Consider the following 13,664-nt stretch of genomic DNA (forward strand, 5'->3'; position numbering starts at 1 on the left):
AAACACCAAAAATCTAATACTTTTTTCACCGACTTAAACGACAAAATAATTATCACTTAATAAGTTATTAAAAAACCAATAATCGTTGAAAGCGAATCGCGTCGAACCCCTTATCACCTTTACTTATGCAAAATGGTTAGACGCTTAAAACAAAGTGTTTTTAATTAAACAACTATTTGTGCAGGGTATCTGGCATAGATCTGGCTTTAGTGGAATTACCCGGGAATTCTCCGCACGAAAAGTGGAGCTTAGGGAAAGTCACAAACCGAAGCAGCAACGCAGATTTAAAGTACAGATTTATTTTTTACCTATTTATTCTCTATTTAAGGAAACGCCATGAAATTGTTAAGTAAACGCGCCGCGTTATTTGCGGCAACTGTTTTGCTCACTTCTGCAAGCTGGGCAAAAGACGTTACCTTGTTAAACGTATCTTATGATCCGACTCGCGAACTTTATCGCGAATTCAATACCGCATTTGCAAAACACTGGAAAGAAAAAACCGGTGATGATGTAAAAGTTGAACAATCCCATGGTGGCTCCGGTAGCCAGGCACGCGCTGTATTAGACGGCTTGAAAGCCGATGTCGTTACTCTCGCACTGGCCGGTGATATAGATCCACTCGCCAAAGGAAAATTGCTTGCAGATAACTGGGCATCATTGCTACCAAACAACAGCGCACCTTATACCTCTACTATTGTGTTCCTGGTACGCAAAGGAAATCCAAAAGGAATTAAAGACTGGAATGATTTGGTGAAATCCGGTGTGGAAGTTATTACTCCCAACCCTAAAACGTCTGGCGGTGCACGCTGGAATTACCTTGCCGCATGGGGCTATGCCAAGAAGCATGAAGGTAGCGATACTGCTGCACAAGAGTTTGTAAAAAAGCTTTATAAAAATGTTCCTGTTCTCGACTCAGGCGCACGCGGCTCAACCACCACCTTCGTACAACGTGGAATCGGTGATGTGTTATTGGCGTGGGAAAATGAAGCACATTTGGCTATTCAGGAAGCAGGTACCGATGATATCGCTATCGTTTATCCATCTTACTCAATCCTTGCTGAGCCGCCTGTTGCAGTAGTGACCCAGAATGCATCAGCCAAAGGCACCACTGCAGTGGCAGAAGCCTACCTGAAGTATCTTTATACCAAAGAAGGCCAAGAGATCGCGGCTAAAAACTTCTATCGTCCACGCGATGCACAAGTAGCAGCTAAGTTTGCGAAAAATTTCCCAAAAATCGAATTCACTACCATCAACGATTTCGGCGGCTGGAGCAAAGCACAACCTGAACATTTTGGCGATGGTGGAATTTTCGACAAAATTTACGCCAAGTAATATCTACAGCAGCAGAAACACTTTTCGGCTAAAAACCAACCAATAACAACACTCGCCTTGCGCGAGTGTTGTTTTTTAAACTAACCACAAATGAAATTGTTGATTTTTGAACACACAAGTGCTGCCAAATAAACTTTTGGCACGACTCACCAAAAGATCGTTATAAGCTAATAAAAAATCAGTATTTTTCGTTTTAAAAGATCATCCCTATGATTGCGCCAACTTCAGGAAACAATGTATTTGAACGACACCTGAATAACGCATTCACTAATTCCTAAGAGGCAAGCTATGGGAACCCATCGTCCAGAGATCACCAATACCGCCGACGATGTGCTGGCTGAAATTAAACGGCAGTTGGCGCAAATTCGTTATGGCTCAGTTGAAATACAAATTCACAACGGCCAGGTCGTGCAGTTGGAAAGCAGAGAAAAAAAACGTTGGGATAAAAGCGTCAACGCTCGTTAACCCCAGCGCTTGCAAGCAGTAAACCTTGTTGTATCAGCCGTACCTATTGATTCAAAAAACCTAAATAAAACACTGACCGGATAACCGGAAGTGATACGTCATTTTTCGGAGATTAGCATGTCATTAACACACAAAATCAATAACTCCTTTACCCGTACCGCACTGGGTGCAGCCATTGGCCTGGTACTTTCTGCCAATGCATTTGCGGGTTTCCCTACCCTTTACGGCAAACTGCAATTGACCGCAGGCCAATACGATTTTGAAAAATTGGAATTTCCACTCACCGCACCGGGTGCCACTACTTACAGGAACGTGGGCGCTACAGGTATTACCACTGAGCTGGACAGCTTTACCGTTGAAAGCATCGGCTCACGCCTTGGTGTTCAAGGTGATTTTGATGCGGCGGCCGGCATAAACGTGTTTTATCGCATTGAATACGGTGTGGATGCAGACAACGGCACCAACAGCAACGGCCGTGAATTGGTTCAGCGCAACATTTTTGGTGGTCTGCGCGGTGAATGGGGTGCGTTGTTAGCAGGTAAAAACGATACGCCACTGCGCTCACTGGCTGGCCGCAATGGCACCATCGTAAAAAATGGTTACGTGCCAGCAGTACAACGCACTGATATTGACCGTTTCAACGAAGCGCCATTGGCCGATATCGGTACTTATCTGGTCGGTGAAAACCGTGTTGATAACGTTATCCAGTACACCTCACCGGTGTTACTCGGTGGATTGGAAATCAACATCGCCGCGATTCAAGGCGAAGAAACCGGTGTATCACAAAGCCCAATCAACCAACAAAATGACAATGACTTCGCCTCTGGCCAGTCTGTTTCTGTTGGCTATGGCAAAACCGGTTGGTTCATCGGCGCAGCTTATGAAAACAATGTAGTTAATAGCGATACCTGGCGTGCAATTGGTGAACTCACCATCGGTCCGGTAAAACTTGGCGCCATCTACCAAACCGCAGAACGCCATGAAGACTACGATAACCTTGGCGGCTTCGGCACTTTCGTTAATGCCAACACAACTACTGTGGGCGCACAAAACGGTTTGAACCCACTCTCTGAATGGGATGGCGCCGCAGGAACAACTGCCTACAAAGAACAAGACGGTTATGTATTGAACGGTGTATGGAAAATCGCCGGACCATGGTCGGCCAAATTCCAATACGCCGCGAGCACATCTACTCCTACTAACGCAACCTATGGCGACGTTGACCTGGATGCGCTCGCCATTGGAGTGGATTATGCATTGAACGAAGCAACCCGCCTGTTCAGTTACTACGCCGAAGTTGAAAGTAAAGGCGATGCTGCAATCAGTACCCAGGCCGTTACCGACAGCGTGTTCACTGTTGGTTTGGATTTCCGCTTCTAAGCCTGATATCACCCTTCCTTTTGGACGCCTCCCCACCCTGCTGCGCAAGGACGCACGGCAATAGGGCTGAGATTCCATTTTGATGCCCATAGCCATCAACCCAACGTTATAAGCTAATAAATAATCAGTATTTTTAGTTTTAATGGCATCTGAATATGATGGCGACAACCTTCAGGAATGAACCTGAAGAAAGTTAAGCACTAGAGAATCGTTATGGAAACTCACCGCACCGGGCTGGCAGCTATTCCAGAAGATGTATTGGAAGAGATCAAGCAACAACTGGCATTGATTCAATTTGGCTCGTTGGAAATTCAAGTTCACAACGGGCAAGTCGTACAAATTGAACGCCGTGAAAAAAAACGCTGGGAAAAAAGTGTACACACTAAGTAGTCAGCAAGCTCTCATTAAAATTTAAAAACAAACGAAAACACTGACCGGTTATCCGGATGTGAATGATAAATTTTTGGAGATTAGCATGTCATTAAAAAACACGTGGTCGGTTGTGCGATCACTCGCTGCAAAGAAATCGTTTCAACGCAATGCATTGACTGCCGCAGTTGGTATTGCACTGTCAGCAAATGCATTCGCGGGTTTTCCAACGCTGTACGGAAAAATCCATTTAACAGCCAACCAATATGATTTGGAAAAATTGGATTTTAATCCCACCACTCCGGGTGGAACAACTTATCCACACATCGGTGCAACCGGTGTGACAACAGAATTGGATACTTTCGCACTGGAAAGTACCGGTTCGCGTTTAGGTATTCAGGGTGATTTTGATGCATCATCCAGCGTAACTGTGTTTTACCGTTTGGAATACGGTATTGATGTGGACAACGGCACCAACAGCAACGGCCGTGAATTAACCCAGCGTAATATTTTTGGTGGATTGCGTGGCAACTGGGGCTCAATCCTTATTGGTAAAAACGATACTCCATTAAAAACCCTGCAAACCAACACCGTACTGCGTACCGATGTCGATCGCTTTAACGATTCACCATTGGCAGATATAGGCACCTTCATTGTGGGCGAAAATCGTCCAGACAATGTTATCCAATACACCTCACCCATCTGGCTTGGCGGTTTGGAAGTTAACATCGCTGCAATTCAGGCAGAAGAAACCGGCGTTCCTGTAAGTGCGACCAATCAACAAGACGATAATGGTTTTGCATCAGGTAAATCTGTATCGGTTACTTACGGTAAAGCAAAATGGTTTGTAGGTCTCGGTTACGACGATAACGTTGCAACTACCGATGCACTGCGCGCTGTTGGTGAAATTACCTTAGGCCCGGTAAAACTCGGTGCAATTCTTCAAAAGGCCGAGCGCCATGATGATGTTGATAGCCTGGGTGGCCTGTCCACTTTCGTTGGTACCAACGGCACTACACTCGGTGCACAGAATGGTTTGAACCCACTCTCTGAATGGGACGGCGCATCAGGTAATGCGTTTAAAGAACAAGACGGTTATGTGCTGAACGCACAATGGAAAATTGCTGGTCCATGGCTCGCCAAAATCCAATACGCCAGTTCAACAACAACTCCAACCAACAACCTTTACGCTGATGCCGAATTGGAAGGTATCGCGATTGGTTTGGATTACAACTTCAACGCAGGTACCCGTGTATTTGGTTACTTGGCATCGGTAGAAGTTGAAGGAGACCAAAAGATCAGTACCAAATCGACGACCGACAGTACGGCAGCATTAGGTTTTGATTTCCGTTTTTAATTCAATCCTGACCCTGCCCTGTTCGCAACGCAAACAGGGCGTGCCAAAAACAGATTTTTATTGAGAGAGAATGATCATGAAATTCACGGTACAATTTATTAGCAAATCAGCAGCAATCATTGCTGCAAGTCTTATCGCAGGTAGCGTCTTTGCAAAAGACATTAACCTGTTAAATGTATCTTACGACCCAACCCGCGAACTTTATCGCGACTTTAATGCAGCCTTCGCTAAACACTGGAAAGAAAAAACCGGTGATAACGTAAGAGTAGATCAATCCCATGGTGGCTCAGGTGCACAATCACGCGCAGTAATCGACGGCTTGCGTGCAGATGTAGTAACCCTGGCATTGGCGGGTGATATCGATCCTATCGCCAACATTGGTGGTTTATTACCGAAAGATTGGGTGACCAAGTTGCCGCAGAACAGCGCACCTTATACATCGACAATTGTGTTTCTCGTACGCAAAGGTAATCCGAAAAATATTAAAGACTGGAATGATCTGACCAGAAAAGGCGTTGAAGTAATTACCCCTAACCCGAAAACGTCTGGTGGTGCACGCTGGAACTATCTTGCCGCTTGGGCCTATGCCAAGAAACAAGGTAAAGACGATGCGGGAGCAAAAGAATTTGTCCGCGATTTATTTAAAAACGTTCCTGTTTTGGATACCGGTGCGCGTGGCTCAACCACTACCTTCGTACAACGCGGTATTGGCGATATATTGATTACCTGGGAAAACGAAGCATTCCTTGCAGTTAATGAGTTGGGTGCAGACAAAGTTGAAATCGTAGTGCCAAGCTTGTCAATTCTGGCTGAACCCTCTGTTGCAGTAGTGGATGAAAATGCAAAAGCCAACGGTAATCTGGAAGTTGCTAAAGCGTATCTTGAATACCTTTACACTAAAGAAGGCCAAAACATTGCTGCAAAACATTACTACCGTCCACGCGACCCACAAGTTGCTGAAGCTTTCGCTAAAACCTTCCCGAAATTGGAGCTGGTAACCATTGATGACTTCGGTGGCTGGGTTAAAGCTCAACCTTTCCACTTTGGTGATGGCGGAATCTTCGACCAGATTTACCAATAAGTTAAACCCCATCCCAGCCCTCCCAGCTACGCGCCCCGCTTTAAGGGGAGGGAGTTTGATCTCACTCCATACTCAATAGCTGCGGTGATTCAGCTCCTCCCCGTGCAAAGGGGGAGGTTGGGAGGGGGTTAAAAACCATCAGTTTCCTGACCACAGGTACGAAAAAGAGAGTTGTTCATGAGTGAGATAGCCTCTGCGGTGTTAAATACAACATCGCCTCTTCCCAAACCCAAAAAGCCCTGGGTAAAAAAATCGGTACTACCCGGTTTTGGTTTGTCCATCGGCCTCGCCGCACTCTATGCCAGTTTGATTGTGTTTATTCCGCTGGCTGGCCTTGTGCTTAAATCCCTCGAACTTAGTTGGCCTGAGTTGTGGGCTGTTGTCAGTAATCCGCGCGCAGTAGCCAGTTATCGCCTGACCTTTGGTGCATCATTCGCTGCCGCCAGCATTAACCTGGTATTCGGTTTGATAATTGCCTGGGTTTTAGTGCGTTATGATTTTTTTGGCAAACGCGTAATCGATGCATTGGTAGATTTGCCATTTGCATTACCCACTGCAGTTGCCGGTATTGCATTGACTGCGCTTTACACCACTAAAGGTTGGGTTGGTCAGTGGTTTTGGTTAGCCGATATAAAAATTGCTTACACATGGCTCGGCGTAACCGTTGCGCTCACGTTTATTGGCTTGCCGTTTGTGGTGCGAACAGTACAACCTGTGCTTGCCGATCTGGAATCAGAAGTGGAAGAAGCCGCCGCCAGTTTAGGCGCATCGCGCTTGCAAACATTCAGACGTGTTTTATTACCTGCCCTGCTACCGTCATTGTTAACCGGTTTTGCCTTGGCATTTGCCCGCGCTATTGGTGAATACGGTTCAGTCGTATTTATCAGCGGAAATATGCCGTATAAAACTGAGATTACACCGCTGTTAATTATGACCAAACTCGAACAATTTGATTACGCCGGTGCCGCTGCACTAGGTACGGTTATGTTGGTATTTTCCTTCGTGCTGTTATTGCTCATTAACTTGCTCCAGCATTGGAGCCACAAGCGCACAGGAGGTTAATCATGGCCGGTGCTGTTTCATCATTGAAAACACGTAAAACTGGCGCTGCCCATGCAGCGACCAACGAAGCAACCTGGGTACGCGTTACCTTAATCAGTGTTGCATTAACTTTTTTAGCATTGTTTTTATTTTTGCCCTTGGTGATTGTCTTCACCGAAGCCTTTGCCAAGGGTGCACAAGTGTATTTTGCTGCGATTACCGAACCTGCAGCTGCCCATGCGATCAAACTGACACTCATCGCCGCAGGGATCGCCGTGCCTTGTAACGTGATTTTTGGTTTGGCTGCTGCATGGGCCATCGCCAAGTTTGACTTTCGCGGCAAACAATTTGTGATTACCTTGATCGATTTACCCTTTGCTGTATCGCCAGTTATTGCCGGTTTGATTTACATGTTGTTATTTGGCCGTCAGGGCTTTTTGGGGCCATGGTTAGGCGATCACGATATTCAAATTATGTTTGCTGTGCCCGGTATAGTACTTGCCACTGTATTTATTACCTTTCCTTTTGTTGCGCGGGAATTGATCCCGCTGATGCAAGAGCAAGGAAAAGAACAGGAAGAGGCGGCGATTACCTTAGGTGCCAGCGGTTGGAAAATGTTTTGGCGAGTCACATTGCCATCAGTTAAATGGGCACTGCTCTACGGTATGATTTTATGTAACGCGCGCGCCATGGGTGAATTCGGTGCGGTGAGTGTGGTCTCCGGAAAAATCCGCGAGCAAACCAATACGCTACCGCTACATATTGAAATTCTGTATAACGAATATCAATTTGCCGCCGCCTTCGCCGTAGCGTCACTTCTCGCCCTGCTGGCGTTAGTGACATTGATACTGAAAAGTCTGCTGGAATGGAAAGCGGCCCACGAGCATGAATTGGCTGTGCGCGCTGCAAGTGCGCAGTAACAGAATTGACGAAACACAAAAAGTATTTGCGACAAACTCTTTATTGATGAGAAAACGCTATGAGCATACAAGTCCGCAATCTGCATAAAACCTTTGGCAGTTTTACTGCACTGAATAATGTCTCGCTGGATTTCCCTACTGGCGAGTTGGTTGCCCTACTCGGCCCATCCGGCTGTGGCAAAACCACCCTGCTGCGCATTATTGCCGGCCTGGAAAACCCCGATGCAGGCAGCGTACATTTCCATGGTGAAGACGCCACCAATGTCCATGTGCGTGAGCGCAACGTCGGCTTTGTATTCCAGCATTACGCCCTGTTCCGTCACATGACAGTATTCGACAATGTTGCGTTTGGTTTAACAGTCAGACCAAAAGAAACACGCCCGAGTAAAGAGTTTATCAACAAGCGTGTGCATGAATTATTGGAACTGGTACAACTGGATTGGTTGGCAGATCGATATCCCCACCAACTTTCCGGCGGCCAACGTCAACGTATTGCGTTGGCGCGCGCGCTCGCGGTTGAGCCAAAAGTATTATTGCTTGATGAACCTTTTGGTGCACTCGATGCGAAAGTGCGTAAAGATTTGCGCCGCTGGTTGCGTCGCTTGCACGACGAGCTGCACATCACATCCATTTTTGTAACGCACGATCAGGAAGAGGCAATGGAAGTTGCCGATAAGATTGTGGTGCTCAATAAAGGCCATATCGAACAAATTGGTACGCCGGATGATATTTACAACAATCCTGCCAGCCCGTTTGTGTATGACTTTATCGGGCAGGTTAATTTATTCCACAGCCGCGTAGACAACGGCTGGGCACACATTGGCGATTACAAATTACCGGCCCCTGAACATGACCAAATTCAGGATCAAGCCGCCATCGCGTATGTACGCCCACATGATATCGAACTGAGTGATACTCATAGCGAAGGCGCAATTGCGGCACGTGTAGCCCATGTCAGCACTGCAGGCTCGGTATTGCGTATTGAGCTGCAACACCAGCTCAATAACGACGTGCTTCATGTAGAGTTGCCACGCGCGCAAGAGCGTTCGCTTGATTTGCGTGTTGGTTCTCATGTTTATGCAAAACCGACCAGCTCAAAAATATTTTTGCAAAAATAATTTTTGCAATACCCCCGTGGTGGGTGCAAGCCCACCATACCTCCTCTCTTTATCCCTTTCTAATAGCACCAAAACCAACATCACAGTCACATTCTTCGGCACACAAAACAACGCGTGAAATTAATTGCGCACCAAATTAATTCATTACAGAAAAATTAAAAAAACACTGTTTGATAAACAGATTATTTGCGCATAAAACACCACAATTTGTTATGTTTTAAGCAACGTAATGGTTTGTAAATTAGTTATAAGTTTATAGATTTAAATTCCTTATTAAGTACCTGATTTTGCGAATAGAATGCGTGCAATAGCAATTATTTTTATTCACAAATTCAATTGAGGAACCATCGTGAGTCAGGAAAATAAGCAACCGGTTCTCTTATCCCTGGAAGGAGGCAATGCACAGCCGCTTTCGGTCAGAGCGAAGGCGTTAGTATTCTCCGATCCTATTTCCGCCACTTTATTGGAATATATCGAGCGCATTGCGCCTAGCGAAGCACCGGTATTAATCGGCGGCGAAACAGGTACAGGCAAAGAGCTAGTTGCCCGCCATATTCATTTATTGAGTGGGCGTAAGGGCCCATTCCTCGCAGTCAATTGTGGCGCTATCAGTGACCAATTAGCCGAGAGCGAATTGTTCGGTCACGAGGCTGGCTCATTCACCGGTGCAGTAGGGAAACGCGAAGGCTGGTTTGAGGCGGCGAATGAAGGCACATTGTTTCTTGATGAAATTGGTGACCTTCCCCTGCCTTTGCAAGTAAAACTGTTGCGGGTGCTGCAAGAAAAAGAAGTGGTGCGTATTGGCTCACGCAAAAGCATTCCGGTGAATGTTCGACTTGTCGTTGCGACTAACGTTGATCTGGATTACGCCGTATCAGCAGGCCACTTCCGTCGCGACCTGCTCTACCGGATTAATATCGCGCAAGTAAAGTTGCCGCCACTACGTGAAAGGCCGGGTGATATATTGCCACTTGCTGAACACTTCTTAAAAACCTATAGCCAACGGATGGGGTATCGCCAGCCGCAATTTTCCTCTGGCGCAATTGAATTGCTATTAACTTATTCCTGGCCCGGCAATATTCGCGAATTGGAAAATGTGGTGCATTTTGCGCTTCTGGTTTCCAGCGGAGACAAAATCGAGCCAGCGCATTTAAAAGTGACTGGCGGATGGAGTACCGGAAGCAATCATCAACATGCGCCACAACCGGCTCATCAACCATTACAGAATACAAATGGACAAAACCATTCATTTGGCAATCCCGGTTTTGGTGTGCATCACGGCTCACTAAATGGCTCCGATAATGGATCGAATAATGGTGATGACCCCATGACTGCAATCGCCAAACAATTGCGCAGGCTATTCACTGAACAAGGCGACAGCGATCACTTTGACAAGCTGGAGAGTTTGATTGTGCATGAGGCTTTCGCCCATGTGCGCTCAAACCAGGTTCACGGCGCAGCGCTGTTGGGTATTTCACGCAATGTAATGCGCACGCTGTTAAAACGCCACGGGTTACTTGCTGATACAAGCTTTCCCCGCGTTAATGATGCGGATGAGCAAGAGAATGATGTACAACATTTGAATGCCAGTTATGCAGGCTAATGGAGTACAGGGGCCCACCGTTAATCGGTGGGCTGATATCTGCTAAAACATTTTTTAAAAGACAAAAATAAAACCGGTAGCGAATTACAATACATTAGCAACTGCAGTAGCAATCTTAGCTGCCTGGTTTCTTGTATTGCTGTGGTTTCAAATAATATTCCGGACAATGCCGGCCCAAGCTTACAACCGCAAATAACTCATTTATCTACTGTAACAGTCAACAACTCATCATTCGAACCTGATGATGCAACACAAATTAAAAACCATCAGCAACACCTTCTATTTTTTCTACACAGCAAGGTTTGATTCACAAACGGTTTTCTGTCCAACACTGCAAGACCAATCAGAGATGTCTGACATTTTGGCGAATGCAACGCATAAGCCGTAACGTGCTGTGACTCGCTCGCGGTTATCTCCAAAGGAAGAATACCATCGGGATAAATGGCCGCGCTTACACGTAGTGGTACTGGCAACTGCAGACACGCGTGATGCGAATGCTCCAGTTGCGCTATAGAGCAGGCAAACATCCGGTGTAAATCATGCACGTAACAAAATCATCGACAGCAAAATTTATAGCAGTGAAATGACTGTAAAGCGGACGCTATTGCTCAGGATGATTATTTAACCAGGGATAAAAACATCCGCCTATCAGCATAGGAGTTCATGCGTGGCAGCGACATTAAGGATAAAGGAGGGATAGTGAACGGTGTAAACAAGGCCGCCACAAATATGACATGCCAACATCCTTGTCAGACTATTTTCACCTGAAGCATTAGGTGTTTTTACAAAACCTAACTCCGACGCTCAGTGATGAAAGACAAACGCTCGATACCCGCTTTTTCAATCAACACCATTAACTTTGCAACCGTACCGTAAGGAACCGTCTCGTCCGCATTCAAGTTCAAACGAATTTCCGGATCTTGTGCTTTACGACTGGCCAACTCACTTTCAATTACATCCAGCGAGTATTCGTCCTTATCAAGATAAATTCTTCCCTGTTCGTCAACACTAACCACCACCGGTTTTTTCGGCTCCTCTATTTGCACTGTCGCATCGGTGTCAGGCAAATTCACCTTAATCGCGTTAGTCATCAATGGTGCAGTGATAATAAACACCACCAACAATACCAACATCACATCAACCATCGGCGTGATATTGATTTCACTCAGGATCTCATCGCTATCACCACCACTTGAAATTGCCATTATGCAAATACCTCTTTACCACTGTCAGATTTACCCAGGTCACGTACAGGCTGTGCTTGCCCTGCTTTCAAAACCGGTGCAGCTGCTTTAATACGGAAGCCCGCTTTCTGTACCAAGCTGACAAAATCCGTTGCGAAATCATCCAGATCTGCCGCAATTAATTTAACGCGACGCAAGAAGAAGTTGTAAGCCAATACAGAAGGCACAGCCACTGCAATACCAATTCCCGTTGCAATCAATGCCTCACCAATCGGACCTGCTACCACTTCGATACTGGCTGATTTGCTCGCGGTAATTGCGGTGAGCGCCTGAATAATCCCGAACACAGTACCAAACAAGCCAACAAAAGGAGCAGTGTTGCCGATAGACGCCAAAACAGCCAAACCATTTTCCAGTGAGCGGCGCTCTTTCTGGATTTGCTGACGAAGGTGACGCTCCAACAAATCCTGGCGATCCCAACTGTGTTCCAAATCATTAGCAGCATTTGAATCGGCATTGCGCAAGGTTTGAAAACCAACGGCAGCAACACGAGCAGTAGCACCTACATATTTTTCCAAAGAAGCGGCTGCATGAAGATCCTGCGCACTCCAAAAAGTTTTGGTAAAGCGGCGGTTTTGTCGTGACAGCAAAATATGCTGGATACTTTTGATTACAATCAGCGTCCAGGTAATCACTGAAAATGCAATCAGCGCCCAGAGGGTCCATTCAACGATATGGTGGTACAGCTCAGACATGATAAATACACCTTAAAAATAACGAATAAATAATGTTTACTGAATTCATAATTACGGCTGGTAGCTATGATTCGTGACTTATGAATTGGAAAGTTTGAAATCAATGGGTACTTCAACCCATGAATCTACTGGAGTCTCGCCCTGTTTTGCAGGTACAAACGACCAGCGTTTTACAGTTTGAACAGCAGCAGTGTCTAACACCTTACGGCCACTTGATGTTTTTATTTCCACACTGTCAGGCTTGCCATTCCCCAACACATGCACATTCAAGATTACTGTCCCTTCCCAACCGCGCTCTACTGCTTGCTCCGGATATTCCGGTGCCGGATTGCGCAAGTAACCCGGGTTAGCGGTGGCTGGCGTAACTGGTGGTGGCGCTGGGGGCGGTGGCGGTGGTGGCGGTTCAACGGCCTTCTCTACTACCGGTACCGGTTTTGGCTCAGCGATCTTTTCCTTGGGTTTTTCTACCGGTTTTGGTGGCTCCACTTTTGGTGGCGGAGGCGGTAGCTCTTCCTTCGGCGGCGGCGGTGGCTCCTCAACAGGCGGACGATATAACTCCACGGTCATAGGTGGAATTTCCGCCTGGGTTATTGGCAGCTCCGGTTTGAAATAAAAATAGGCGAAGGTCGCAAAGTGCAACCCCACAATCAGCAATAAAGTGAGTGCGCTTAAAGCACCTCTGTACTTTGGATAAACCAATTCAATTTGTTTATCGCGATTAAATTCACGCGGAATTAACGTCACTATGTCCGCAGATTTACGTGGTGCCGGCGCCGGCACATTACTGCGCAGCAGATTGCGCGCATGGCGACGATCGTAGCTATACGGTTCAGAGTAAGCGTGGGCACTCATAAATTCTCCCTACCCTTCGCGGGGTCAACAGTAGTCGCTTGTGACGACAGAAATTACAACGATGAGCGAGCCTTTAAACAGCATTGTGTACTGAAGTTAAAAACCCTCTGTTGAAAGGTATTTTGCAGCATCTATGCCAGAGTGATGAAATCAGTTTATTTTTATGTAACACATTGAATTTTCGTGAATTATTAGAATAAAGATTTG

The 13,664-nt window shown here is 46.3% G+C and carries 13 protein-coding genes; 10 read left to right on the plus strand and 3 right to left on the minus strand.

Annotation, left to right across the window (positions count from 1 at the left end):
• Nucleotides 1-336 precede the first annotated feature (336 nt).
• The 10 genes from AC1RJL_RS18825 to AC1RJL_RS18870 all read left to right on the plus strand — a co-directional run bounded on the left by AC1RJL_RS18825 (nt 337) and on the right by AC1RJL_RS18870 (nt 10,666).
• Entirely contained in the window at nt 337-1,332 is a 996-nt protein-coding gene (locus AC1RJL_RS18825; protein WP_492916896.1) for a sulfate ABC transporter substrate-binding protein, read from the plus strand.
• Between the two features lie 288 nt (nt 1,333-1,620).
• Nucleotides 1,621-1,797, plus strand: a complete 177-nt coding sequence (locus AC1RJL_RS18830; protein WP_435783050.1) for a YezD family protein — start codon at nt 1,621-1,623, stop codon at nt 1,795-1,797.
• A 117-nt stretch (nt 1,798-1,914) separates the two neighbouring features.
• Nucleotides 1,915-3,177 (plus strand): porin, encoded by a 1,263-nt coding sequence (locus tag AC1RJL_RS18835; protein ID WP_492916898.1) that lies wholly within the window; start codon nt 1,915-1,917, stop codon nt 3,175-3,177.
• A gap of 213 nt (nt 3,178-3,390) precedes the next feature.
• Nucleotides 3,391-3,567, plus strand: a complete 177-nt coding sequence (locus AC1RJL_RS18840; RefSeq protein ID WP_492916900.1) for a YezD family protein — start codon at nt 3,391-3,393, stop codon at nt 3,565-3,567.
• A gap of 85 nt (nt 3,568-3,652) precedes the next feature.
• Complete coding sequence (locus AC1RJL_RS18845) at nt 3,653-4,903, plus strand: porin (RefSeq protein ID WP_492916902.1); 1,251 nt, start codon at nt 3,653-3,655, stop codon at nt 4,901-4,903.
• 76 nt (nt 4,904-4,979) lie between these two features.
• Entirely contained in the window at nt 4,980-5,984 is a 1,005-nt protein-coding gene (locus AC1RJL_RS18850; RefSeq protein ID WP_492916904.1) for a sulfate ABC transporter substrate-binding protein, read from the plus strand.
• Between the two features lie 177 nt (nt 5,985-6,161).
• The gene (cysT, locus tag AC1RJL_RS18855; RefSeq protein WP_492916906.1) at nt 6,162-7,046 is read left to right on the plus strand and encodes a sulfate ABC transporter permease subunit CysT; all 885 of its coding nucleotides are present in this window, start codon (nt 6,162-6,164) and stop codon (nt 7,044-7,046) included.
• A 2-nt stretch (nt 7,047-7,048) separates the two neighbouring features.
• Nucleotides 7,049-7,945 carry a sulfate ABC transporter permease subunit CysW gene (gene cysW / locus AC1RJL_RS18860; RefSeq protein ID WP_492916908.1) on the plus strand — a complete coding sequence of 299 codons (897 nt, stop codon included), beginning with the start codon at nt 7,049-7,051 and terminating at the stop codon, nt 7,943-7,945.
• A 59-nt stretch (nt 7,946-8,004) separates the two neighbouring features.
• Nucleotides 8,005-9,063: a sulfate/molybdate ABC transporter ATP-binding protein gene (locus tag AC1RJL_RS18865; protein WP_492916910.1), complete on the plus strand. Its 1,059-nt coding sequence runs from the start codon at nt 8,005-8,007 to the stop codon at nt 9,061-9,063.
• Nucleotides 9,064-9,412: 349 nt separating this feature from the next.
• Complete coding sequence (locus AC1RJL_RS18870; RefSeq protein ID WP_492916912.1) at nt 9,413-10,666, plus strand: sigma-54 interaction domain-containing protein; 1,254 nt, start codon at nt 9,413-9,415, stop codon at nt 10,664-10,666.
• Between the two features lie 791 nt (nt 10,667-11,457).
• On the opposite strand, the gene AC1RJL_RS18875 is transcribed toward AC1RJL_RS18870, so the two are convergent.
• The 3 genes from AC1RJL_RS18875 to AC1RJL_RS18885 all read right to left on the minus strand — a co-directional run bounded on the left by AC1RJL_RS18875 (nt 11,458) and on the right by AC1RJL_RS18885 (nt 13,457).
• Nucleotides 11,458-11,871, minus strand: a complete 414-nt coding sequence (locus AC1RJL_RS18875; RefSeq protein WP_492916914.1) for a biopolymer transporter ExbD — start codon at nt 11,869-11,871, stop codon at nt 11,458-11,460.
• Nucleotides 11,871-12,605, minus strand: a complete 735-nt coding sequence (locus AC1RJL_RS18880) for a MotA/TolQ/ExbB proton channel family protein (RefSeq protein WP_492916916.1) — start codon at nt 12,603-12,605, stop codon at nt 11,871-11,873. The genes AC1RJL_RS18875 and AC1RJL_RS18880 overlap by 1 nt, the downstream gene beginning before the upstream one ends.
• Nucleotides 12,606-12,683: 78 nt before the next feature.
• Complete coding sequence (locus AC1RJL_RS18885; RefSeq protein ID WP_492916918.1) at nt 12,684-13,457, minus strand: energy transducer TonB; 774 nt, start codon at nt 13,455-13,457, stop codon at nt 12,684-12,686.
• Between the last annotated feature and the right edge of the window lie 207 nt (nt 13,458-13,664).

The organism is Cellvibrio sp. GW822-FHT04B05 (genome assembly GCF_058800985.1).